22 protein-coding genes are annotated in these 24,178 nt (G+C 32.1%); 15 read left to right on the top strand and 7 right to left on the bottom strand.

The window, feature by feature from the left end; genetic code table 11:
• Positions 1-46: 46 nt before the first annotated feature.
• Together accD and P0R33_RS10495 are read left to right on the top strand one after the other, a co-directional pair.
• Positions 47-904 (top strand): acetyl-CoA carboxylase, carboxyltransferase subunit beta, encoded by an 858-nt coding sequence (gene accD, locus P0R33_RS10490; protein WP_008466538.1) that lies wholly within the window; start codon positions 47-49, stop codon positions 902-904.
• Positions 905-985: 81 nt separating this feature from the next.
• Entirely contained in the window at positions 986-1,567 is a 582-nt protein-coding gene (locus tag P0R33_RS10495; RefSeq protein ID WP_276175391.1) for a hypothetical protein, read from the top strand.
• Between the two features lie 145 nt (positions 1,568-1,712).
• Here P0R33_RS10495 and P0R33_RS10500 read toward each other — a convergent pair whose 3' ends face one another.
• Positions 1,713-2,960, bottom strand: a complete 1,248-nt coding sequence (locus tag P0R33_RS10500; protein ID WP_276175392.1) for an ABC transporter permease — start codon at positions 2,958-2,960, stop codon at positions 1,713-1,715.
• Positions 2,961-3,124: 164 nt separating this feature from the next.
• Here P0R33_RS10500 and purH point away from each other — a divergent pair, with 164 nt between their 5' ends.
• The 6 genes from purH to rodA all read left to right on the top strand — a co-directional run bounded on the left by purH (position 3,125) and on the right by rodA (position 10,390).
• Positions 3,125-4,651: a bifunctional phosphoribosylaminoimidazolecarboxamide formyltransferase/IMP cyclohydrolase gene (gene purH / locus P0R33_RS10505; protein ID WP_276175393.1), complete on the top strand. Its 1,527-nt coding sequence runs from the start codon at positions 3,125-3,127 to the stop codon at positions 4,649-4,651.
• A gap of 54 nt (positions 4,652-4,705) precedes the next feature.
• Positions 4,706-5,734, top strand: coding sequence for a rod shape-determining protein (locus P0R33_RS10510; protein WP_008466528.1), 1,029 nt, complete (start codon positions 4,706-4,708; stop codon positions 5,732-5,734).
• A 111-nt stretch (positions 5,735-5,845) separates the two neighbouring features.
• Positions 5,846-6,670 (top strand): rod shape-determining protein MreC, encoded by an 825-nt coding sequence (gene mreC / locus P0R33_RS10515; RefSeq protein WP_276175394.1) that lies wholly within the window; start codon positions 5,846-5,848, stop codon positions 6,668-6,670.
• Positions 6,663-7,169 (top strand): rod shape-determining protein MreD, encoded by a 507-nt coding sequence (locus tag P0R33_RS10520; RefSeq protein WP_276175395.1) that lies wholly within the window; start codon positions 6,663-6,665, stop codon positions 7,167-7,169. Before mreC ends, P0R33_RS10520 begins: the two co-directional genes overlap by 8 nt.
• Complete coding sequence (gene mrdA / locus P0R33_RS10525; protein ID WP_276175396.1) at positions 7,166-9,139, top strand: penicillin-binding protein 2; 1,974 nt, start codon at positions 7,166-7,168, stop codon at positions 9,137-9,139. Before P0R33_RS10520 ends, mrdA begins: the two co-directional genes overlap by 4 nt.
• Positions 9,140-9,154: 15 nt before the next feature.
• Positions 9,155-10,390, top strand: a complete 1,236-nt coding sequence (rodA, locus tag P0R33_RS10530; RefSeq protein WP_276175397.1) for a rod shape-determining protein RodA — start codon at positions 9,155-9,157, stop codon at positions 10,388-10,390.
• 203 nt (positions 10,391-10,593) lie between these two features.
• Here rodA and P0R33_RS10535 read toward each other — a convergent pair whose 3' ends face one another.
• From P0R33_RS10535 to xrtF, 6 genes are all read right to left on the bottom strand, one after another.
• Positions 10,594-11,274 (bottom strand): VTT domain-containing protein, encoded by a 681-nt coding sequence (locus tag P0R33_RS10535; protein WP_276175398.1) that lies wholly within the window; start codon positions 11,272-11,274, stop codon positions 10,594-10,596.
• 134 nt (positions 11,275-11,408) lie between these two features.
• A complete protein-coding gene (locus P0R33_RS10540) occupies positions 11,409-11,750 on the bottom strand; it encodes a heavy-metal-associated domain-containing protein (protein ID WP_276175399.1) in 342 nt (113 codons plus the stop codon).
• Positions 11,751-11,792: 42 nt separating this feature from the next.
• Entirely contained in the window at positions 11,793-13,799 is a 2,007-nt protein-coding gene (locus tag P0R33_RS10545; RefSeq protein WP_276175400.1) for a TonB-dependent receptor, read from the bottom strand.
• 119 nt (positions 13,800-13,918) lie between these two features.
• Positions 13,919-14,317: a hypothetical protein gene (locus P0R33_RS10550; RefSeq protein ID WP_276175401.1), complete on the bottom strand. Its 399-nt coding sequence runs from the start codon at positions 14,315-14,317 to the stop codon at positions 13,919-13,921.
• A gap of 47 nt (positions 14,318-14,364) precedes the next feature.
• A complete protein-coding gene (locus P0R33_RS10555) occupies positions 14,365-14,862 on the bottom strand; it encodes an exosortase F system-associated protein (protein ID WP_343593168.1) in 498 nt (165 codons plus the stop codon).
• Complete coding sequence (gene xrtF, locus P0R33_RS10560; RefSeq protein WP_276175402.1) at positions 14,801-15,337, bottom strand: exosortase family protein XrtF; 537 nt, start codon at positions 15,335-15,337, stop codon at positions 14,801-14,803. The genes P0R33_RS10555 and xrtF overlap by 62 nt, the downstream gene beginning before the upstream one ends.
• 70 nt (positions 15,338-15,407) lie before the next feature.
• Here xrtF and P0R33_RS10565 point away from each other — a divergent pair, with 70 nt between their 5' ends.
• The 7 genes from P0R33_RS10565 (at position 15,408) to P0R33_RS10595 (ending at position 24,177) form a co-directional block, all read left to right on the top strand.
• Positions 15,408-15,863 (top strand): GAF domain-containing protein, encoded by a 456-nt coding sequence (locus P0R33_RS10565; RefSeq protein ID WP_276175403.1) that lies wholly within the window; start codon positions 15,408-15,410, stop codon positions 15,861-15,863.
• Between the two features lie 34 nt (positions 15,864-15,897).
• Positions 15,898-16,593: a hypothetical protein gene (locus tag P0R33_RS10570; RefSeq protein WP_276175404.1), complete on the top strand. Its 696-nt coding sequence runs from the start codon at positions 15,898-15,900 to the stop codon at positions 16,591-16,593.
• A 51-nt stretch (positions 16,594-16,644) separates the two neighbouring features.
• On the top strand, positions 16,645-17,580 hold the full coding sequence (locus P0R33_RS10575; RefSeq protein ID WP_276175405.1) for an energy transducer TonB: 936 nt from the start codon (positions 16,645-16,647) through the stop codon (positions 17,578-17,580).
• A 168-nt stretch (positions 17,581-17,748) separates the two neighbouring features.
• Positions 17,749-18,015: a 30S ribosomal protein S15 gene (gene rpsO / locus P0R33_RS10580; RefSeq protein WP_099710550.1), complete on the top strand. Its 267-nt coding sequence runs from the start codon at positions 17,749-17,751 to the stop codon at positions 18,013-18,015.
• A gap of 170 nt (positions 18,016-18,185) precedes the next feature.
• Positions 18,186-20,321, top strand: coding sequence for a polyribonucleotide nucleotidyltransferase (locus P0R33_RS10585; protein WP_276175406.1), 2,136 nt, complete (start codon positions 18,186-18,188; stop codon positions 20,319-20,321).
• Positions 20,322-20,647: 326 nt separating this feature from the next.
• Positions 20,648-21,394, top strand: coding sequence for a hypothetical protein (locus P0R33_RS10590; protein WP_276175407.1), 747 nt, complete (start codon positions 20,648-20,650; stop codon positions 21,392-21,394).
• A gap of 5 nt (positions 21,395-21,399) precedes the next feature.
• Complete coding sequence (locus P0R33_RS10595) at positions 21,400-24,177, top strand: TonB-dependent receptor (RefSeq protein WP_276175408.1); 2,778 nt, start codon at positions 21,400-21,402, stop codon at positions 24,175-24,177.
• Position 24,178: the final 1 nt, after the last annotated feature.

Here is a 24,178-nt window from a genome sequence, read left to right on the forward strand (position 1 = left end):
GATTGAAAAATCTAAAATTTAAAATCTACATTCTAAAATTAAAAAAATGGCTTGGTTTAAAAGACAAGAAAAAGGGATTACGACCGCGACAGAAGACAAGATGGACGTTCCGAAAGGATTGTGGTACAAATCTCCTACTGGAAAAATTATTGATGCTGACGAATTAGCGAGAAATTTATTCGTTAGCCCTGAAGATGATTTTCACGTTCGAATTGGAAGCGCAACCTATTTTGAAATTTTATTCGACAACAACGAATTTGTTGAGTTAGATAAAAACATGACATCAAAAGATCCTTTGCACTTTGTAGACACAAAGAAATATGCAGACAGATTGAAAGATGTAATGGAAAAAACTCATCTTAAAGACGCTGTACGCACGGGAGTAGGAAAATCTAAAGGAAGAGAACTTGTAATTTGCTGTATGGATTTCGCTTTTATCGGTGGATCTATGGGAGCAGTTGTAGGTGAAAAAATTGCAAGAGGTATTGATCATGCTATCAAAAACAAATTGCCTTTTGTAATGATTTCTAAATCTGGTGGAGCACGTATGATGGAAGCTGCTTATTCTTTAATGCAATTAGCAAAAACTTCTGTAAAATTGGCTCAATTAGCGGAAGCTAAATTACCATACATCTCTCTTTGTACAGATCCAACAACTGGAGGAACAACTGCATCTTACGCAATGTTAGGAGACATTAACATCTCTGAGCCGGGCGCTTTGATTGGTTTTGCTGGACCTCGTGTTGTTCGTGACACTACAGGAAAAGATTTACCAGAAGGTTTCCAAACTGCTGAGTTCTTATTAGAGCACGGTTTCTTAGACTTTATCACGCCAAGAAAAGAATTGAAAGATAAGATCAACTTATATATCGATTTGATTCAAAATAATGATATCAGAAAATAGTTTTAAGACTATTTAAAACGCAAAATCCCAAGAAATTACTTCTTGGGATTTTTTTATATCTTTATTTTAAATCTTACTTCTATGACGAGAATTTTTATCGGTTTTATAATTTGTTTTCTTTTTTTGAATTGTGACAAGAAAAAAAACACCCCTTATTTAATTTCGGTTGAAAAAATCAAATTCTTAAATGAATTAAAAAAGAAAAATATTCCACCGCCACCTTCAGGATTTTACTCCTACAACAATCTCATCATAGATCAAAAAGGCGATTTTTATTTTTATCAGAGAAATTATACTCCTTGGCATTGTATTCCATCAGAAAAAGATACGATTCCAGATTTCTTTGACATCAAACCAATTGAAATTACAAAAGTCCCAAATAACAGTATTGTCGATTTCATTAAGCAAAATGTCACAAATAAAAATGAGATGAAACGTATCTTAATTATAGCATCACAAAATGATACAATTAAAGATAACATTTTGATTTCTTATTTAAACGAAAATGAATTACGAGCTTTTTCTATAAGAAGAACAACACAAGAAGAGGATACGGTTTTAAAATACAAGAAAAACGATGAATACTATAATTATGAAGATATTAAATGGAATAAAAACAGAATTACACTTCCTTTCATAAAACCAATATTAAATCACAACTAAAAATTGCCCGTTCCTACGGAACTCATACATCCTGTTTTTTCATTTCTCAACGGAATAAATTCCGTTGCTACAAAATGATTCATTTCTTCGGAATTTTATTTAAAAAAACTTAGCAACTCAGAACCTCAGCAACTTTAAAAAAAAACTACATCCCCGTTCTAATTGCCTCTACAGGATCAAGTTTTGCTGCAGAAACTGCGGGAAGAATTCCAGAAACCAAACCAATAAAAGCAGCCAAACCAGTTCCTAAAAGAATATTTCCTAAACTTAGAACAAATTCAAAGTCCAGTAACTTTGTTAGCAGAAAAGCAATTCCCCAAACCATTAAAAGACCAATTATCCCTCCAATAACAGACAATATTACTGCTTCAAACAAAAATTGGAATAAGATAAATTTATTTTTTGCGCCAAGCGATTTTTGAATTCCGATAAGATTGGTTCTTTCTTTAACAGAAACAAACATAATATTTGCAATTCCGAAACCACCAACAAGAAGAGAAAATCCGCTGATGATCCATCCTACTACATTCATCTGACCTAAAATACCGTCGATAAAATCGGTAAATCCAGAAAGAACATTGATAAAGAAATTATCCATTTCTCCTGCTTTCATTCCGCGAATTGCTCTTAATTTTTGTGCAACTTCGGCTTTATAAGCTTCCATATCCACGCCTTTTTCTGGCTTTAATACAATTACAGGCGTCATTGCATCGCTGTCGCCATACATTCTTCTTAAAAAATTAGCAGGAAGATAAACAGAAGTATCATTACTGTCTCCAAAGAAACCTGCACCCTGCTTTGCCATTACACCAATTACAGTAAAACGCTGTCCGTATAAACGAATATTTTTTCCAAGAGGATCACTTGTCCCGAAAAGTCCATCAGCTATATCATATCCTAAGACAATAACTGGAGTTCCCGAATTAGATTCAGATTCATTATAAAATCTTCCTTTATCAAAACTTAACCCATCGATATCGACCATTTCGTTTGAAGACGGAATAATATTTACATCGCTAACCGTTTTAGAATCGTATTTTAAACTTTCTCTATTTACAAAAAGCTGGTATCCGACTTGATCGGTATTATTCATCGAATTTTTCAAGCCTATATATTCGTCGTACTTCACATTTGGAAATTGTTCGCGTTTCCATTGCGGAATATTAGATGGTCCGAAGCAGAACTTCATTAAATAAATTGTATTTTTATCTAAACTGCTTAAATCTTTCGAAATCTTTTTATCTAAAGAATCAACCGCCGCCAAGACCGCAATAATTGAAAAAATACCAATAGTCACGCCTAATAAAGACAACAAAGTTCTCAATTTATTATTTCGCAAAGCATTAATGGCGAAACTCAAACTTTCTTTTAATAATCTAAGATAAACAAGCATATTTTCGTATTTTTCAATAAAGTAAAATTCAATAATTTAAAATCAAAAACCTAATAAAAGTTAACTTACTCATCAGTAGATTTTTTTAGCATAATGTTACATTAATTTCTTTAAAATAATATATAAAAAAACTACTTTTGCAGTCTCAAAATCATAACTACACAATGAGCACAACAAAAAAAATACAATCAGCATTAATTTCTGTTTTTTCTAAAGATGGATTAGAACCAATTGTTAGAAAATTACACGAACAAAATGTAACACTTTATTCAACTGGAGGAACAGAAGATTTCATTAAAAATCTTGGAATTCCGGTAGTTCCTGTTGAAGATATTACTTCATTTCCTGAAATTCTTGGAGGAAGAGTAAAAACTTTACATCCAAAAATTTTTGGTGGAATTTTAAATCGTCAGGACAATGAGAGCGATGTGCAGCAAATGAAAGAATTTGACATTCCTCAAATTGATTTGGTAATTGTTGATTTGTATCCTTTTGAAAAAACAGTTGCTTCTGGTGCAAGTGAACAAGATATTATTGAAAAAATTGACATTGGCGGAATTTCATTAATTCGTGCTGGTGCAAAAAATTTCAAAGACACTGTAATTGTTGCTTCTGTTAATGAGTACAGCTTGCTTTTAGATTTAATCACAGAACAAGACGGAGCAACAACTCTAGAAAACAGAAGATTGTTGGCTACTAAAGCATTCCACGTTTCATCTCACTATGATGGAGCTATTTTTAATTATTTCAATACAGACGAAACTATCTACAAAGAAAGTATTGCAGATGGTCAAGTTTTAAGATATGGTGAAAATCCTCATCAAAAAGGATTCTTCTTTGGAGATTTTGACGCGATGTTCAACAAACTTCACGGAAAAGAATTATCATACAATAATTTACTTGATGTTGATGCTGCAGTAAATTTAATTGCTGAGTTTAAAACAGACGGACCAACATTCGCGATTTTAAAACACAATAATGCTTGCGGATTGGCTTCTAGAAAAACAATTAGCGAGGCTTATTTAGCAGCTTTAGCTTGTGATCCAACTTCTGCTTTTGGCGGAGTGTTAATTTCTAACACAAAAATTGATTTAGAAACTGCACAAGAAATCAACAAATTATTCTGCGAAGTGGTTATCGCTCCTGCGTATGATGACGAGGCTGTAGCGGTTTTACAAGAGAAAAAGAACAGAATTATTCTAGTTCAAAATGAAGTTGAATTACCAGCTCGCCAAGTAAGAACTTGTCTTAATGGTTTGTTAATTCAGGACAGAAATAATATTACGGATAATAAAGAGCATTTAAAAACCGTTACAATAACAGAACCTACTGCGCAAGAGATCGAAGATTTGATCTTTGCTTCTAAAATCTGCAAGAATACAAAATCAAACACTATTGTATTTGCTAAAAACGGAACATTGATTTCTTCTGGTACAGGTCAGACTTCAAGAGTTGACGCTTTAATTCAAGCTGTTGATAAAGCAAAAGCTTTTGGATTTGATTTGAATGGAGCTTCGATGGCAAGTGATGCATTTTTCCCGTTTCCGGATTGTGTAGAATTAGCTAAAAAAGCAGGAATTACAGCAGTAATTCAGCCAGGAGGTTCGATAAAAGACGAATTAAGTATAAATTATTGCAATGAAAATAATCTTGCAATGGTATTTACAGGAACTCGTCATTTTAAACATTAATTTGTTTAACTTTGTTCAAAATAATTTATAACATTTTAAACCCCTAAAAAACTTATGGGATTTTTTGATTTCATGACTGAGGATATTGCAATAGACCTTGGTACCGCAAACACTTTAATCATTCACAATGATAAAGTTGTTATTGACAGCCCCTCTATCGTAGCACGCGACAGAGTATCAGGCAAAATCATCGCTGTTGGTAAAGAAGCCAACATGATGCAAGGTAAAACGCATGAAAACATCAAGACCATAAGGCCTTTGAAAGATGGTGTAATTGCCGATTTTGACGCGTCAGAAAAAATGATCAATATGTTCATTAAAAGCATTCCTGCATTAAAAAAGAGAATGTTTACTCCAGCTTTAAGAATGGTAGTTTGTATTCCGTCTGGAATTACTGAGGTTGAAATGCGTGCAGTAAAAGAATCTTGTGAAAGAGTAAACGGAAAAGAAGTTTATCTTATTCACGAACCAATGGCCGCTGCAATCGGTATTGGAATCGACATCATGCAACCAAAAGGAAACATGATTGTTGATATCGGAGGTGGTACAACTGAAATTGCTGTAATCGCATTAGGCGGAATTGTATGTGACAAATCTGTAAAAATTGCAGGTGACGTTTTCACGAATGATATCGTTTATTACATGCGTACACAACATAACCTTTTCGTAGGAGAAAGTACTGCTGAAAAAATTAAAATTCAAATTGGAGCGGCAATCGAAGATTTAGACGGACCGCCAGAAGATATGTCTGTTCAAGGTAGAGATTTACTTACTGGAAAACCAAAACAAGTTGATGTTTCTTACCGCGAAATTGCAAAAGCATTAGACAAATCGATTCAGCGTATCGAGGATGCGGTAATGGAAACATTATCTCAAACTCCGCCAGAATTAGCAGCAGATATCTACAATACTGGTATTTATTTAGCAGGTGGAGGATCTATGTTAAGAGGTCTTGACAAACGTATCTCTCAAAAAACAGATTTACCTGTTTACATCGCAGAAGATCCGTTAAGAGCTGTTGTTCGCGGTACAGGAATGGCACTTAAAAATATTGCAAAATTTAAAAGTATCTTAATTAAATAAGATTCAAAATAACAATCAATTTACTTTTATGAGGGTTAAATTTTCAATATTTAACCCTTGTAAAACTTGAAACCTTAAAGCATATCCTGAAACAAAATAACCAGACAAGAAATGCAGCAAATATTTAATTTCATTATAAGAAACAGTAATCGATTGCTGTTTTTGCTGCTTTTAGGTATTTCGTTAGGACTCACTATTCAGTCCCATTCCTTTCACAGAAGCAGAGTAATAAATTCAGCCAATTTTTTAAGCGGCGGTGTTTATGAAAAAATCAATCGTGTTAATGAATATTTGAATTTAAGAGCTGAAAACGACGAACTTGTACTTGAGAACGCAAGATTAAAAAGTCTTTTATTCAATAAAGAAGACACTTCAAAATTACCTTTACCAGATACTATCAAAGGTGTAAAACCTGCTGATATTATTGTTTCAAAAGTAATTCACAACACATACAGCACTCACGAAAACTTTATTACTTTAAATTCTGGAGCTAACGAAGGCGTAAAACCAGATATGGGAGTAATAAACAGTTTAGGAATTGTTGGTATTGTTGACAATACTTCACCAAGATATTCTACTGTGATCAGTATTCTGAACATGAAATCTCAGATTAATGCCAAGCTGAAAAAATCAAATCATTTCGGTTCTTTAACATGGGATGGAAAAAGCACTGGTTTTGTCCAACTGAAAGATGTTCCGAGATTAGCTTCAGTTAGAAAAGGAGATACCATTGTAACTGGTGGCCAATCTGTAATTTTCCCTGAAGGGATCAATATCGGAACTGTCGAAACCATTTATAGAGAAACGCAAACAAGTTTTTATGTTATAAAAGTGAAACTATTTAATGACATGACTAACTTAGGACACGTCTATATTATTAAAAGCAAGGACAGAGAAGAACTTATTAATTTAGAAAAAAAGGAAAAAGATGAATAGCGCAGTGTTAGGCAATATTTTTCGATTTATTATACTGCTGGCGATTCAGATTGTTATTTTCAACAATATGAATTTCTTAGGATACATAAGTCCTTTTCCGTATATTTTATACATAATTCTTTATCCTGTAAACAGCAATAAAGCAGGCCTGATTATTTCGAGTTTCTTACTTGGATTAACTATGGATATGTTTTGTAATTCTGGCGGAATACATGCCACTGCCTGTGTTATTTTAGCATATTACAGGCCCTATATTTTTAAATTTTCATTTGGACTGAGTTACGAATATCAAACTATTAAACTAAATGAATCTTTAACACCAGAACGTTTTTCATTTATATTGGTTTCGGTTTTAATGCATCATATTGTATTATTTGTTCTAGAAGCATTCCAGTTCAAATTTATCTGGGACATTTTACTCCGAACCTTATTTAGTTCTATTTTCACGATAATTACTTCCATAATAATAATTTATCTTATTAAGCCCAATAAACGATGAGAAAAGTTCTGCTGCCCACTATAATTATTATTGCAGCATCTTTGCTAGTGATCAGAATCTTTTATCTTCAAGTTATCGATGATTCTTTCAAACTGAAATCAGAAAATAATGCGATAAAAAAAGTTTATGACTATCCCGAAAGAGGTTATATTTACGATCGTAACGGCAAACTTCTTGTTGCAAATCAGGCTTCTTACGATATTATGGTTATTCCGAGAGAGATTAAAGAAGACCTTAATATAGCTGAATTCTGCGCACTTTTAAATATTACTCAAGAGGAATATCACAAACGTATTGAAAAAGCAAAAGTTTACAGCCCTAGACTTCCTTCTGTTTTTTTATCTCAGTTGAATAAAAATGAATTCGCTGCTTTTCAAGAAAAAATCAGAAAATACGAAGGTTTTTATTTCCAAAAAAGATCTCTACGTGATTACGAAGTAGATTATGGAGCAAATATTTTTGGTTTTATCACTCAAGTAAACGAAAAACAGATTGCAAAAAATCCATACTATAATAGTGGTGATTTAATTGGAAAACAAGGGGTAGAACAAAGCTACGAAGAAACTTTACGCGGAATTAAAGGCGTAAAATATATTCAAAAAGACAAATATAACCGAGAAATTGGTCCCTATAAAGAAGGAAAATACGATACTATTGCTGTAGCTGGAGAAGATATTAATCTAACGATTGATGCGGAACTTCAAAAATATGGTGAAGAACTAATGATCAACAAAAGAGGTGGAATTGTTGCTATTGAACCTAAATCGGGTGAAATTTTAGCACTTGTTACCGCTCCTTCTTACGATCCTGGAATTCTAGTTGGACGTCAGAGATCTAAAAATTATACGCTTTTATATTACGATTCGATTGCTAAACCATTATACGACAGAGGACTATTAGCAGAATATCCTCCAGGTTCGCCTTTTAAAATTTTAACTGGTTTGGTTGCGCTTCAAGAAGGCGTTGTAAACGAACAAACGACTTTCATGTGCCATCATGGTTTTAGTTATGGTGGTGGTCGATTCATGAAATGTCACGGTTTTGGACCTCATCAATTGCATAACGGAATTTACAACTCTTGTAACACCTATTTTGGACAAGCCTATATGCTTACCATCAATAAGTATAAAGATCCAGGCAAAGCCGTTGATGTTTGGAGTGATCACGTAAAAAGTTTTGGTTTAGGACAATTTATGGGTTATGATTTACCTATTGGAAAGAGAGGTAATATTCCAACTTCAAAAACATATAAGAGAATTTATCCTAACGGAGGATGGAGAAGCTCCACCATTGTATCGAATGCAATTGGTCAGGGAGAGGTTTTAATGACTCCTATTCAGTTAGCCAATATGATGGCAACAGTTGCCAATCAAGGATATTATTATACTCCTCATATCATTAAGAAGATTGAAGGAGAAAAAATAGACGAAAAGTTCACTACAAAACATGTGACCTCAATTGATCAAAAATATTTCCCGCCCGTTATCAGCGGACTATTTGATGTATATAATAAAGGTACCGCTTACGCACTTAGAGTAGAAGGAATTGATATTTGCGGAAAAACAGGAACGGCCGAGAACTACGCTAAAATAAACGGAAAAAGAGAGAAGCTAAAAGATCACTCCATTTTCGTAGCTTTCGCACCAAAAGACAATCCAAAAATTGCAATTGCAGTTATGATTGAAAATGGAGGTTTTGGAGCAACAGTCGCTGGTCCGATTGCAAGTTTAATGATCGAAAAATATTTAAGAAAGAAAATCACAAGAACTGATTTAGAAGTAAGGGTATTAAACAAAAGCTTACTTTCTGAATATGCTAAATTGGGCGGAATAAGCGCGGCTCTTAAAATTGAATCTGTACCAAAAGACTCTGCTTTACAGGCCAAAATTGTAAAACCAAAAGCACCAATTACAACCGCACCAAAAACTGAAGTTAAAAAAACAGCAGTAGACACTACTAAGAAAAACTAAGAAAGATTATTTCAAATGAAGAATCAAAGTGTAAAAAATAATATTGATTGGATAAGTGTCTTTATCTACATTGCGTTGGTAACTTTAGGCTGGCTGAATATCTATTCGTCTTCTTTACTGTCAACAGATGGAACTTATCAAAAGCAATTAATCTTTATTTGCTGTACAATTCCTTTGATATTTGTCGTGCTTTTTGTTGATGGTAAATTTTACGAAAAATATGCCAGCATCATATTTGGTGTTTCTTTACTTTCTCTTGCGGGATTATTTCTCTTTGGAAAAACAATTGCCGGACAGCGTTGCTGGTATGCTATCGGAAGTTTTACTTTACAGCCATCTGAATTTGCTAAAGCGGCAACTTCTTTAGCTTTGGCTAAATATTTAAGCGACACACAGATTAATTTAAAAGAAACCAATAGACAGATTCAGGCATTAGCAATTATGCTTTTACCTGTAATGCTTATTTTACCTCAACCCGATCCTGGAAGTGCCTTAATTTACAGCGTTTTCATCTTAGTTCTATACAGAGAAGGTTTACCTTCTTGGTATGTATGGACTGCTTTTATAACTATTGTGCTTTTCGTTCTTACATTAGTATTAGAACCGTATGTAGTTATCGGAATCGCTTTTATTGTTTTAGCAATTATTCATTTTAAGGGAAGAGTTGTTGATCGAAACTTATTATTAAGTGCAATTTTACTGGCTTTAATGTCTGGTTTTGTATTTTCTGTTGATTATGTATTTGATAATGTTTTCAAGCAACACCATAGAGACCGTTTCAATATTTTACTAGGTAAAACAGTAGACATGAAAGGTATTGGATACAATACTAATCAGTCTGAAATTGCGATTGGATCTGGTGGATGGATTGGAAAGGGTTTTCTTGAAGGGACACAAACAAAAGGTGGTTTCGTTCCGGAACAGCATACCGATTATATCTTTACAACTGTCGGTGAAGAATGGGGATTTGCTGGTTCATTAACCGTTATTGCTCTTTTCGTAGGACTATTGCTAAGAGTAATTTATTTAGCGGAAAGACAAAAAACAAAATTCAGCCGAGTTTACGGGTATTGTGTCGCTGGAATTCTCTTTATACACTTCTTTGTAAACATTGCGATGGTAATTGGAATTTTCCCAACTATTGGAGTTCCACTGCCCTTCTTTTCTTACGGAGGTTCTGGACTTTGGGGCTTTACAATATTGCTGTTTATTTTCCTTAAAATGGACGCCAATAAAGTGAATGAATGGTAAGATTTAAAATTGTTAATTGTTAATTGTTAATTGTTAATTGTTAATTGTTAATTGTTAATTATACTTTTTGAAATTTTTATTCGAATTAAATACAACAAAACCATTCCTAAATAATAGAATTTTATTTGAATGAATATATGCAAATAAAAAAGTCCGAAGTTCTAAACTTCGGACTTTTTTATTTTAATTTCTATTGATGTTTTTTATATCTGCTCGTTTGGTCTCTTTTTTAACAGCTTTAATAATACTGGGAATGTTGAGATTACGATTATAATTATAATTATGTATTCAATGTGTTTTTTCAAATCTATTCCTTGCTTTAAGAAAACACCGTACAAATAGTGCCCTGCAAAAATCAATATAAATGACCAAAGGAAGGAACTTAAGATATTATAAAACATAAATTTCTTTTTGTCCATCGAAACAATTCCTGCAACTATTGGTGCAAATGTTCTAAAAATCGGAAGAAATCTTGCGTAAATAATTGCTTTTCCTCCATACTTTTCGAAGAAATCTTTCGATTGAAGAAGGTATTTTTTCTTAAACCAAAACGTATCCTCTTTTTTGAACAAATAATAACCGCTTTTTGCTCCAAACCAATAACCTGTCATATTTCCTAAAACTCCCATTATAGCAACTGCAGTTGCAAGCAAAAAGACATTTATAAAGTCGTTTGGAATAAATAAAACATTTTCGATTAAATCACGACTGTAAATCCCTGCTAAAAAAAGCAAACTATCTCCAGGCAGAAAAAAACCTGCAAAAAGTCCTGTCTCAGCAAACACTATAAACAGCACAATAAACAACCCAATCTGAAAACCTCCAACACTTAAAGTAATATAAAATTCAGGGTTTAATAACTGGGTCCATTCAAAATTATTCATAAAACGAGATTGGTTATCTTTATAAGTTTGTGAAAGTAACAATAATTTACCTTAACCGCAATAAAATGCGGTATTTTAAACATAAATTAACTATTAAAAAAAGCCCAAACATTTAGTTTGGGCTTTTAGAAATATTATTCTCTTACGTACTTACAACAGCTATGCAGATTATCATAATCTTCTGTTGTTGCTTTAACTTCCTTAGTATCATGACCTGCTTTGGCAATTGCTTTGTTCAAATCTAGAGGAGTGGTCTTTTCTTCATTCAAAATAACAGAAAGCTGATGTGAGCTAATATCCCAACTTGCCGTTTTTACGCCAGGAACCCCATATGCTGCTTTTTCAATTCTTTTTTTGCATTGCTCGCAGTTACCGTTTACTTCTGTTGTATATTTTAAGTTTTTATTCTTTTTAGTTTGAGCTTGAGCAGAGAACCCAAAAAGAACTACCATCATGATTAAAATTATCTTTTTCATATTATTAATTTTTATTGTTGTTGAAATTGATTTTTGTAATTGTTATTTGATTTTAAAACGCAATCCCGCATAATACATTTGACCAAAAATTGGCGCATACGCAATAGACGCATCAAAATTAGGTCCAAAAGGATTATCTGCACCTAAAATTGCTTTTTCTTGTTTATAATTTCCAATATTTTCTCCTCCAATATAAACTTCAAAAACAGAAGAAAAAACACGTGTTACTTGTGCATTCATAACCGCATATGCTGGTGAAAAATCAGGAAATTGATCTTCTGCAGGATTTGAGGCAGTATATGGCAATTGCTGTTTTCCTGACCAATTGTAGGTAAAATCAAACCTCCATTGTTTATCATCATTTAAAGTTGTTTCATACTCTAAATTTCCTAAAAAACGATGTTTTGCCTGCAACGGACGCTGAAAAGAACCTCTTAAATAATCTGTTTGAATATCGTAATATTTGTAAGCTGTTCTTAAATTCAAATTATGGATCAACTCATAATTAAATTCAATTTGAAGACTATTTGCAAACGAACTACCTTTTAAATCATAAAACAAAACTTGTTGCGGACTTTGCATTACATCTACAATAGCTTGATTTTGAAAATCCGTTCGGTACAAATCAAAACCTGCATCGGCGTTTCTGTTAAAAATTCGAAATTTTTGAGAAAAACTTACACCATAATTCCAAGCAATTTCTGGATTTAAACCGTAAACTTTTCCGTTAGAATCTAAAATTGAAAACCTTCTTGAACTAGCGAAAAGCTGTTGGTTTTCTGCGAAAATATTTGCAGAACGTTTTCCTCTACCTGCTGAGAAACGAACAACACCATTTTTCCAAGGATTATATCTCATGTGCAATCTCGGAGTAACAAAAAATCCTAATCTATTGTGATTATCAACTCTTCCACCTAAAATTAAACTAAAATTATCGGTATTATCGTAAGTATATTCGAAGAAAGCTCCAACCGAATTATCGATTCGGCTTACGTCTGTTAAGTTTACAAATTCTTGATATTGATCGTAGCTAAAATTCAATCCCGTGGTAAACTTATGCATCGTATTGTTTATAATCGAATTGAAAATCAAATTAGAATAAAAACTATTTTGTTTGATATCGTATTGATTTAAACCAAAATAAGAATCTTGTTTATGACTATTAAATGCATTTTGAAATCCGATACTCTGATAAGGCATATCTTTAAACACATATCCAATTTTAGTCGAAACATCAAAACGTTCTGTATTAATTTCTGAACCCCAATAATTTGTTGTTCCGCGATCGCGATCTTTATCAAAATCAAGTTCTCCAGTTTGTTTTTTATCATTCATATATCTGAAATTGATAAAACTTACTAAACCGCTTTCTGGATTGTAATATTGGTAACGGTTTAAAACATTGATTTGCTTTCCTAACGGATTATCTAAAAATCCATCATTATTCATATCGTTTTTTGCTACGCGTGTATTTCCGTGAACAAATAAACTTGTCGCCCATTTGTCAGACAACTTTTTATTGAAATGAGTATTTAATTCAAATCTAGAATCGGTTGAACCGTAAGCATTCAGAAAAAATGGAATATCACTCAACGGCTTTAAAAGTTCTGTGTTAATTTGACCAGAAATACTTTCGTAGCCATTAATTACACTCCCCGCTCCTTTTGTAATCTGAACACTTTCAATCCAGGTTCCAGGCGTAAAAGACAAACCATAAGCTTGAGATGCTCCACGAACAGAAGGAATATTTTCTTCTGTTATCATTAAATAAGGGCTTGTTAAACCAAGCATTTTAATTTGTTTGGTTCCCGTTAAGGCATCCGAAAAATTGACATCAATTGATGGATTTGTTTCAAAACTTTCGGCAAGATTACAACAAGCTGCTTTTAGCAATTCTTTGCTGGTAATTAAAGATGTATTGGCGGTTACTGTAAAGGATTTTTTAATTCCTTTTTGCTTTTTATTGATTTTTACTTCCTCTAAATCTTCTTGTGAAAACATAGAAACAGAAAGCAAAAACGCTGCAAAAAGCATTATTTTTTTTTGCATAAAAAATGATTTTAATGTTGAAATAGAATTACATTCTTGATGTTCTTTCGCAAGAAAAAACAATCAAAATGTATACGCAAAGTCTTAACTAAGACTTGCATAGCATCTTAACATTAAAATCAGGAATAGAAAATATACTGATGGTATAATTTGAATAAGGGGGGCGCATTCGCATCAGAATAATACGAAAGGACTTCTTTCTTTTTAAAATTAGGAAGCGCTAAAAAAGCTAAAGGTTTGTATTCTTGCAATACAGCAGGAAAATCAAATTGAAAGAAGAAAAACTTAAGTGTTGCGTTATCCGACTTTTTCTCAATCTGAACGTGTTTGTCTTTACAGCAAGAGTTCTTTTTTTCTTTAGAACCGCAACATTTTTTTTCAACTACAGGTTTCGAAGCCGTATTTAAAGATATAGAGGCAATTTTTCCTCCGCAATAGTGCACATCAAGAGCAAACCCAATATTGGAAACCAATAAAAGGATAGCTAAAAATAGACCTGTACACTTTTTAATATTCATACCGCAAAATTATTCAAAAAGGATTTATAAAAAAACTTAAACAAATGTTATTTTTTGGAATTTTGAAGTTGATAATAAAATCCGGGAATAAACAGCAAAACTAAAATAGGCTGAATTATAAATCGTCTCACATAAAAAAGAAGCCAGCTTGCAGTTGGAAAAAAGTCTAAAACAATAAAAAATGCCGTTAATAGCACTATTAAAAACAAGCTGTACATTATTATACTAAACTTTAAAATATCTCGGTTTTTGAACAAAACATAAATCAAACTTAATGACAAAGCCGAATTGATTATGTATCTGAAAAACAGACTATAGAAAAGTTTTAATTTATCAACCTGAGGATAGGGCAAATTCTTAAAGTCATTCTGAAAATAATTTATAAATGGATCATAAAACAACTTCAATTCAAACATTCTTACCAATGCCAGACCAAGCACAATAAGTACTGCTGCAATCAGTTTAAATTTATTTTCGAGTAATTTATTTAGCATATTTTGAAAATCTATTGATCCAAAAAATCCATAAAAGAAAGACATACCCATAAATAATTAATGGAAAAATAATGTCATGAACTAATTTGTTGCTTTCTGGAAAATTATATAAAAGAACTACCAACAAAGCAATTCGAAATATATTTAAAATATAAATAGATACAACTCCAAATACTATAAATAAAAGGGTGTTTTTTAATTTTCCAGAAAAAGCCGCAATAAAAGAAACAAAGAGAATCATTACACTCACGGCATTGCATCCTTCAATTATTCTTGCTAGAAATAAATTATTAAAAATGATTTCTAGCCACGGATTTTGAGAACTTTTTTGAATGATGATATTATAATCAAAAATCTTTAATAATGATTCAGCGTTTTTGCCAACAAACAATGAAACATCGTCAATATCATTGACTTCATAACCATTTAAATACAATTTATAAAGAATCGTCAAGACAATATAAGTCAGAAAAAAGATGCTTACAAAAATCAAGAAAGGCTTAAATTGAAGGAAATATTTTTTCAAGAGATTTTTTTTTCAAATTTATATATTTTTTGAGTTTAGCTTTAAATACTTTTGTATAAAATTTTGTATTATGACATTTCAAGAATTACAACCAAAAATAAGCAATATTATTGCTGACAATGAAAAGAATAGAGACGAAAAGCTATTAGCAGTTTGTCAACTTCTAAACGAAAATGTGGATTATTACAACTGGGTTGGTTTTTATTTCGCTAATCACGACGCTAAGACACTACATCTTGGTCCGTATGTTGGAGCAGAAACAGATCATACCGTTATTCCTTTTGGAAAGGGAATTTGCGGGCAAGTAGCTGAAAGCAATGCTAATTTTGTAGTGCCAGATGTTAAAGCACAAGACAATTATATCGCTTGCAGTTTGACCGTAAAATCTGAAATTGTAGTGCCTCTTTTTGTGAATGGTGTAAATATCGGGCAAATCGATATTGACAGCCATGTTATAGATCCGTTTACAGAAGCTGACGAAAGATTTTTAGAATTTGTGAATCAAGAAGTTGCCAAATTATTCTAGAAAAATTATCTTTAAGAATAAAAAACAGAACTGAATGAAAGGAAACAGCTTACTCTTTTTGCTTCTGATTATTTCAGTTCAACTTTCTGCGCAAATTAACATGGTTTCTAAAAAAATCTTTTTAGACTCGTTAAATCAAGAATGCAAACCCGAAAATCACACTTACACGAGAATTATTACCAATTATTCTCAAAAAAGCGTCCGTTACGTTGTAACAGATTATTACAAAAACGGAAGAAAAAAAATGACGGGCTCTACACTAGATCGTGATATTTTGAAAAAAGATGGAGAGTTTATTTATTATTTCAAAAACGGCGCAAAAGAATCGGTTATAAACTATTCTGATGATCACAAAAACGGCAAAGAAATTAATTGGTACGAAAATCAAAATAAGAAGTCGGAGAAACAGAATTTATGGGATTCTAAAACAAAAAAATCTCAAACTTTGATTCTTAATTGTTGGGAAACAGATAAAACACAAACCGTAACCGACGGAAATGGAGAGTATGAAGAAACAGAAGGTTTTGTAACTCAAAAAGGCGAAATAAAAAATGGCTTAAAACAAGGCGTTTGGCAAGGAAATGATATTGTTAGAAAAATTTCATTTGTTGATAATTACGACAAAGGAATTTTAATTTCTGGAGTAAGCGTTGATCAAAATAATATAAAGACTTCTTATTCTTCTTTAACAGAGAAACAAACTGGCAAAAAAGTTGTAAAATCAAAATAATTTTATTGAGATAGTAATTCACAAAACACTATTTTTACTACAAAAACATCAATGAGAAAAACCTTTTATTTACTGCTAGTATTGCTTCCGGCATTCGTTTTTTCACAAAACACATCAGACAAAATCATCTATTTTGATTCTATTGGAAAAGATGCTTCAAAAGAAAATTATGTCTTTTACAGAATTATAAAAGATTTTAGCAAAGAGAAAGATTATTATCAAGTTAAAGATTATTACAAATCTGGGGCTTTAAAAATGGAAGGGAATTCCAAAACAAAAAATGGTCTATCTAAAGATGGTGAATACGTTTACTATTTTGAAAATGGCAAAAAGAAAAAAACTGAAAATTATATTAAAGCAAGATTAAACGGAGATTTTTCTGAGTGGTATGAAAGCGGTAATCCTAAATTAAAAGGAGAATACGTTGATTCCCAATCAGGAATTGATTCGGATGTGAAAATTTATGATTTTTGGAATTCTAAAAATGAACATACCGTTGTAAACGGGAATGGCTGGTATGAAGATGAAGGAGAAAATTTTCTAGCTCAGGGAAATGTAAAGAATGGATTTAAAGATGGTGAATGGAAAGGCCTCTTTAAAGATTCAAAATATCAATACATAGACATTTATAAGGAAGGAAAGTTTGTCTCCGGAAAAAGCAAAAACTCTAAAGGTATAGTAACAGAATATACCCAACTAGAATCAAGACCATTACCAAAAAAAGGAATAAACGATTTCTACCAATTTATTGGGGCAAACTTTGTTCTACCAAAAGAAGCTGTAAAAAATAAAATATCAGGAAAACTGATAATTCAATTTATAATTGAAAAAGACGGAAAAATAACAGAGCCTAAAATACTCAAATCATTAGGATATGGTTTAGACGAAGAAGCTGTGAGAGTTATTACCAGATATGAAAACTGGATTCCTGGAAAACAAAGAGGCGTACCTGTTCGTGTACAATATTCTATACCGTTGACAATATAAAATTAAGTGAACTAATAAGACGCCAGATTACTCAAAAAACAAAAATCGATATTCTATTTTAAGATTCTTTTATTTTTGTTTGATTTTTTTGTTTTTTTAATCTAATTTTGCACCCGTCTTACAAAAGTTGTATTGACATACATAAAAATCATTTAAAATAATATTGGAATGTATTTAAGCAAAGAAAAGAAAGAAGAGATTTTCGCACAACACGGTGGTGCAACAAACACTGGAAGCGCAGAAGGTCAAATTGCATTGTTCACTTACAGAATTTCTCACTTAACTGAACACTTGAAAAAAAATCGTCACGATTACAACACTGAGCGTTCTCTTGTACTATTAGTAGGTAAAAGAAGAGCTTTGTTAGATTACTTGAAAAAGAAAGAGATCAACAGATATCGTGAGATTATCAAAGTATTGAATATCAGAAAATAATCAATATAGAAAAGAGGTGCGAAAGTGCCTCTTTTTGTTTTTACATTACACGCATAATAATACAAGAAAAAAAGTTTGGTTTTTCATTGGGTTTTAGATAACAACAACTACACACAACAACAACTACAACACAACTAAAACCCATTGTATAATCAATAAGGAAAAATTTTATGATTCCACAATTATTTGTAGAAAAAATCGATTTAGGTGATGGCAGAAGCATCACAATCGAGACAGGTCGTTTAGCAAAACAAGCAGATGGTTCTGTAGTAGTTAGAATGGGCGACACAATGATTCTTGCAACAGCAGTTTCAGCTCGCACATCAAACCCAGGCGTTGACTTTTTACCATTAACGGTAGATTACCGCGAAAAATTCGCAGCAGCAGGTCGTTTTCCTGGAGGTTTCTTCAAAAGAGAAGCACGTCCAAGCGACAGCGAAGTATTGACAATGAGATTAGTTGACCGTGTATTGCGTCCGCTTTTCCCAGACGATTACCATGCTGAAACACAAGTTATGATTCAATTAATGTCTCATGACGAAACTGTTATGCCAGATGCATTAGCTGGTTTAGCAGCATCTGCAGCTTTAGCAGTTTCAGATATTCCATTTTATAACTTGATTTCTGAAGTTCGTGTTGCACGTATCGACGGAAAATTAGTAATCAACCCAAGCAGAGAAGAATTAGAAAAATCTGATATCGATATGATGATTGGAGCTTCTATGGATTCTGTAGCGATGGTTGAAGGTGAGATGAAAGAAATCTCAGAAGCTGAAATGATCGAAGCTATTAAGTTTGCTCACGAGGCTATCAAAGTTCAAATTCAAGCTCAATATCGTTTACAGGAAGCTTTTGGTAAAAAAGAAATCCGTACTTACGAAGGTGAGAAAGAAAACGAAGAAATTTACAAAAAAGTAAAAGAAGCAGCTTACGATAAAATTTATGCTGTTGCAAAAGTTGGTTCAGCTAAACACGAAAGAGGTGCTGCATTTGCTGAAATAAAAGAAGAAGTTAAAGCTTTATTTACTGAAGAAGAATTAGCTGCTGACGGAGATTTAGTTTCTAAATATTTCTACAAAACAAACAAAGAAGCTGTTCGTAATGTAGTATTAGAATTAGGTGTTCGTTTAGATGGTAGAAAAACTACAGACATCAGACCAATTTGGTGTGAAACTGATTATTTACCAAGAGTTCACGGTTCATCTTTATTTACACGTGGAGAAACTCAAGCTTTGGCAACTGTAACTTTAGGAACATCTAGAGAAGCAAACCAAATCGATTCTCCATCTGAACAAGGTGAAGAGAAATTCTACTTACACTATAACTTCCCTCCTTTCTCTACTGGTGAAGCAAAACCACTAAGAGGAACTTCAAGAAGAGAAGTTGGTCACGGTAACTTAGCTCAAAGAGCGTTAAAAAATATGATTCCTGCTGATTGTCCTTATACAATTCGTGTTGTTTCTGAGGTTTTAGAATCTAATGGTTCTTCTTCTATGGCAACAGTTTGTGCTGGAACAATGGCTTTAATGGATGCTGGAGTTCAAATGGTGAAACCAGTTTCTGGTATCGCTATGGGATTGATTACTGACGGAGAGAAATTTGCTGTATTGTCTGATATCTTAGGAGATGAAGATCACTTAGGAGATATGGACTTTAAAGTAACTGGAACTGCTGATGGTATCACTGCTTGTCAAATGGATATCAAAATTGATGGTTTACGTTATGACATTATGGAGCAAGCTTTGGCTCAAGCTCGTGATGGACGTTTACACATTTTAGGAAAATTAACTGAGACAATCGCTGCTCCAAGAGCTGACGTAAAAGCTCATGCACCAAAAATCATTACTAGAACTATTCCTGGTAACTTTATTGGAGCTTTAATTGGACCTGGTGGAAAAGTAATTCAAGAATTACAAAAAGCTACTGGAACAACTATCGTTATTAATGAAGTTGATGAGCAAGGTGTTATCGAAATCTTAGGTACAGATCCTGCTGGAATCCAAGCGGTATTAGCTAAAATTGCTTCTATCACTTTCAAACCAGAAATGGGAGAAGCTTACGAAGTTAAAGTAATCAAAATGCTTGATTTTGGAGCTGTTGTAGAATATACTGCAGTACCAGGAAACGAAGTATTGCTTCACGTATCTGAATTAGCTTGGGAACGTACTGAAAACGTTGCTGACGTAGTTAAAATGGGAGATGTTTTCCAAGTGAAGTACTTAGGAGTTGATCCTAAAACTAAAAAAGAAAAAGTGTCTAAAAAAGCACTTGTTCCAAGACCTCCACGTGAGGAGAAAAAAGAGTAATCAGATCTTAGTTTACTAAAGGTTTATTCATAGAAAACCCCAATTCATTTAGTTGAATTGGGGTTTTTAAGTTAATTAAAAGCTGATTTTTAAATAGAATTTAAATTCAAATCGACTAAACAAACCATTTTCTAGCGTATATCATATAAAAAAATTATATTTTTCATAGATTTTATTTTAACAGCTTTAAACTTATTTATACAGCAAAATCAAGGCTTTTAGAATAAAAAATATAACCTTTTTATTACATTTTAACATATACTGTTCGTTTTTTAAAATATATTTTTAATACATTTGGAAACATCAATCCAAAAACAGAATATTCCTTGAAAAATCACAAAAAAAAGAACATCCTTATATTAATATTTGGATTATTCTTAAACATTTCTAATTTATTAAGCCAAAACACTAAAGAAGAATCAATTTACAATTTATTTGACAACACAGTTGGCATAGAAAATTTAGGCATTAGTAATGGGTATGCATACAAAGATACCTACAACACGATCGACAATAATAGTGCATATTACCTTTCGAACGATTTCAGAAAAGGTTCTGTGGTCTATGACGGGCAGACCTACATTAATGCAAACCTAAAATACAATACCCATAAAGACGAATTGATTTTTAGTCCGCACGGAGAATCTAAATATTCTTCTATTTCTTTGATTCAAGACAAAACAAGTTCCTTTATTCTAAACGGAAGAAACTTTGTCAATCTGAATAGAAAGATTTCTACATTACCAGAACTTACTACTGGTTACTATGAAGTTACAGCTCTTCGCGATGGCTTTAATTTTTATATAAAACACTTCAAAAAACTTGAAAATAAAACGGTAGACAATAAAGTATATTCCAATTTTATTGAAAACAACACTTATTTTGTTTTTTATAAAAACACTTATTATACCTGTAACAGCAAAAGTGAAATTCTAAAAATATTTCCAAACCAAAAAAAACAGATTAATGATTTTTATGCAATGAATAGAGAAACTAGAAAATCTGACTACGATCAGTTTATGATCAATTTATTCAAACACATCAATGCATCTCTATTACTTACAGAAAAATAAACCATATGAGAAAATTTCTACTTATTCTATTTGCCTTTATTTATAATCAACTCCTTTTTGCTCAAGATACAAATGAAAAATTATCAATTGAATTGAAAAATGCAGACTTGATGACTGTAATTCAAACTATTGAAAAATCATCATCTTATCGCTTTTATTTTGATTCAGAGTGGATTAAAGCAAACAAAAATTTATATACTGCCAGTTATAAAGAGGCCTCTATTGATGAAATTTTAAGCAAAATATTTACCAATACAAACCTTAATTTTTTAGTTCTTAACAAGAAAGTAATTTTAACAAACAGTAGCAGTATTCACAATAAATTACCTGCAAATTATTTTCCAGAAACCAATGATCCCGCTAACCAGATTAGCAGAAGAGCTCAAAATCCTGTATTTTACCAACAGTATGATTCTTTAAACAGTGTTAGCACTAAGAAAAACAACAGCATTATATTTATCGGTAAGGAAGCAGATGTGACAGAAAAGAAAACCAGTAATCTTTCTGGATATATTAGAAACGCAGCGACAAATAAACCTGAGTCTAATGTAAACATCAAAATACGCAACAAAAACATCAGCACTGTTACCGACAGCGAAGGTCATTACAGTATGCAAGTGCCACTTGGAATTAATGTGTTAGAAATAAAATCAATTAATTACAAGAAGAAAACTCAAACTGTAATGGTTTATAATGACGGAACTGTTGATTTTGAGATACATGAAGACAGCAATCAGTTAGACGAAGTTGTCATAAAAAAGAGAGGAAAGAGAATTACCGAAACCGTTGTTTCAGGTTTAGTTTCGATTGATATTGAAGCAGTAAAAAACGTCCCTTTAATTCTTGGAGAACGAGATCTTTTTAAAATTGCAACTACTTTTCCTGGCATCAAAACTACGGGAGAAGGTTCTGCAGGATTTAATGTTCGAGGTGGTAAAGAAGATCAGAACTTGATTCTTTTAAACAATGCTGTACTTTACAATCCGCAACATTTCTTAGGTTTTTTTTCTGCGATAAATCCTTATGTGACAAAAAAAGCAGATATCTATAAAGGAAGCATTCCAGTAGATTTCGGAGGGCGTTTGTCTTCTGTTTTCGATATTAGTTCAAAAAATGGTAATGCAGAAAAAGTTTCTGGAGAAGGTGCAATTGGACCTATAACTACTAATATTACTGTCGGACTGCCAATTCAAAAAAACAAATCGAGTATTCTTGCCGGAGTGCGAGCAACTTATTCTGACTGGATTTTAAAATCTTTAGACGATGAAGATTTAAAAAATAGTGAAGCCGGATTTTACGATGTTTTCTTAAAATATAACAACACTATAAACAAAAACAATGCTATAGAAGCAACTGCTTATTATAGTAAAGATCGTTTTAGAATAAGTTCAGATTCTTTATACAAATACAGCAACCGACTTGTTTCGGCCAAATGGGATCATACTTATGACAAAAAAAATAAATCGTCTTTAATCTTCACCAATAGCGAATACAAATTCAATATCGACTATGATACTCGTGGAGAAAACGCATTTGATTTTGGATATAAAATCAATGAAACGCAACTGATGATGAAATTCAATTATGCTTATAATGAAAAACATAACATCAACTACGGTTTATCAAGTAAATTGTATAACGTAAGTCCGGGCTATCTAAATCCTAAAAATCCAGCATCATTATTAGTTCCAATTAATATTGACAAAGAAAAAGGATTAGAATCGGCTATTTTTATAGCAGACAACTTTAAATTAAATGATAAACTAGAAATTGATTTTGGATTACGTTATTCTTTTTATGCTGCTTTAGGAGAAGCCAATCAGCGTATTTACGAAGACGATGCTCCATTAAATGATGCAACTTTAATTGAAACAAAACATTACGGAAATTACGAAGTAATAAAAACTTACGGCGGTATAGAGCCTCGTATTTCTGCTCGTTATTTTTTCACAAAAGACTTTTCTATAAAAGCAAGTTACGATCAGACAAGACAATACATTCATCTTTTATCCAACAACACTACGCAATCGCCAACAGATACTTGGACATTATCGAATACAAATGTAAAACCTCAAAGTGGTAGACAATATTCGCTTGGTTTATATAAAAATGTATTAGACGATGAAATTGAACTTAGCTTAGAAGGATATTACAAAACTTCTAAAAATATAATGGATTATAAAGTTGGAGCAAATTTATTATTGAATGAAGCTATAGAAACGCAACTTTTACAAGGAGATGGAAAAGCTTATGGTGTAGAATTTTTACTAAAAAAACAAGTTGGAAGATTGAATGGTTGGATTGGTTATACTTATTCTAGAACACTTATAAAATTGGATAGTAAGTTTGATTCTGAAAGAATAAATAATGGTGACTTTTTTCCAGCAAATTTTGACAAACCGCATGATTTAAGCACTGTTTTAAATTATAAATTTACAAAGCGTTATAGTTTGTCTACCAATTTTATGTACCAAACAGGAAGACCAATTACATATCCAATTGGAACTTTCCAATATGGAAACGCAGAATATACTCTATATAGCGACAGAAATAAATATAGAATTCCAGATTACATTCGTCTAGATATCGGAATTAATATTGAAGGAAATCATAAAATAAAAAAACTAGCACATAGTTTCTGGAACATATCCGTTTACAATGTGTTAGGCAGAAACAATCCGTACTCAATTTACTTTGCAACAGAAGGAGGACAAGTAAAAGCATACAAAACATCTATTTTCTCAATTCCGGTTCCAAGTATAACTTATAATTTTAAATTTTAAA

Origin of the sequence: Flavobacterium sp. YJ01, assembly GCF_029320955.1 — a bacterium.
Taxonomy (GTDB): domain Bacteria; phylum Bacteroidota; class Bacteroidia; order Flavobacteriales; family Flavobacteriaceae; genus Flavobacterium.

What these genes read in the sequence shown, in the direction of transcription:
- accD (WP_008466538.1), top strand. Translation starts at nt 47, where the DNA reads ATGGCTTGGTTTAAAAGACAAGAAAAAGGGATTACGACCGCGACAGAA.
- P0R33_RS10495 (WP_276175391.1), top strand. Translation starts at nt 986, where the DNA reads ATGACGAGAATTTTTATCGGTTTTATAATTTGTTTTCTTTTTTTGAAT.
- P0R33_RS10500 (WP_276175392.1), bottom strand. Translation starts at nt 2,960, where the DNA reads ATGCTTGTTTATCTTAGATTATTAAAAGAAAGTTTGAGTTTCGCCATT.
- purH (WP_276175393.1), top strand. Translation starts at nt 3,125, where the DNA reads ATGAGCACAACAAAAAAAATACAATCAGCATTAATTTCTGTTTTTTCT.
- P0R33_RS10510 (WP_008466528.1), top strand. Translation starts at nt 4,706, where the DNA reads ATGGGATTTTTTGATTTCATGACTGAGGATATTGCAATAGACCTTGGT.
- mreC (WP_276175394.1), top strand. Translation starts at nt 5,846, where the DNA reads ATGCAGCAAATATTTAATTTCATTATAAGAAACAGTAATCGATTGCTG.
- P0R33_RS10520 (WP_276175395.1), top strand. Translation starts at nt 6,663, where the DNA reads ATGAATAGCGCAGTGTTAGGCAATATTTTTCGATTTATTATACTGCTG.
- mrdA (WP_276175396.1), top strand. Translation starts at nt 7,166, where the DNA reads ATGAGAAAAGTTCTGCTGCCCACTATAATTATTATTGCAGCATCTTTG.
- rodA (WP_276175397.1), top strand. Translation starts at nt 9,155, where the DNA reads ATGAAGAATCAAAGTGTAAAAAATAATATTGATTGGATAAGTGTCTTT.
- P0R33_RS10535 (WP_276175398.1), bottom strand. Translation starts at nt 11,274, where the DNA reads ATGAATAATTTTGAATGGACCCAGTTATTAAACCCTGAATTTTATATT.
- P0R33_RS10540 (WP_276175399.1), bottom strand. Translation starts at nt 11,750, where the DNA reads ATGAAAAAGATAATTTTAATCATGATGGTAGTTCTTTTTGGGTTCTCT.
- P0R33_RS10545 (WP_276175400.1), bottom strand. Translation starts at nt 13,799, where the DNA reads ATGCAAAAAAAAATAATGCTTTTTGCAGCGTTTTTGCTTTCTGTTTCT.
- P0R33_RS10550 (WP_276175401.1), bottom strand. Translation starts at nt 14,317, where the DNA reads ATGAATATTAAAAAGTGTACAGGTCTATTTTTAGCTATCCTTTTATTG.
- P0R33_RS10555 (WP_343593168.1), bottom strand. Translation starts at nt 14,862, where the DNA reads ATGGGTATGTCTTTCTTTTATGGATTTTTTGGATCAATAGATTTTCAA.
- P0R33_RS10565 (WP_276175403.1), top strand. Translation starts at nt 15,408, where the DNA reads ATGACATTTCAAGAATTACAACCAAAAATAAGCAATATTATTGCTGAC.
- P0R33_RS10570 (WP_276175404.1), top strand. Translation starts at nt 15,898, where the DNA reads ATGAAAGGAAACAGCTTACTCTTTTTGCTTCTGATTATTTCAGTTCAA.
- P0R33_RS10575 (WP_276175405.1), top strand. Translation starts at nt 16,645, where the DNA reads ATGAGAAAAACCTTTTATTTACTGCTAGTATTGCTTCCGGCATTCGTT.
- rpsO (WP_099710550.1), top strand. Translation starts at nt 17,749, where the DNA reads ATGTATTTAAGCAAAGAAAAGAAAGAAGAGATTTTCGCACAACACGGT.
- P0R33_RS10585 (WP_276175406.1), top strand. Translation starts at nt 18,186, where the DNA reads ATGATTCCACAATTATTTGTAGAAAAAATCGATTTAGGTGATGGCAGA.
- P0R33_RS10595 (WP_276175408.1), top strand. Translation starts at nt 21,400, where the DNA reads ATGAGAAAATTTCTACTTATTCTATTTGCCTTTATTTATAATCAACTC.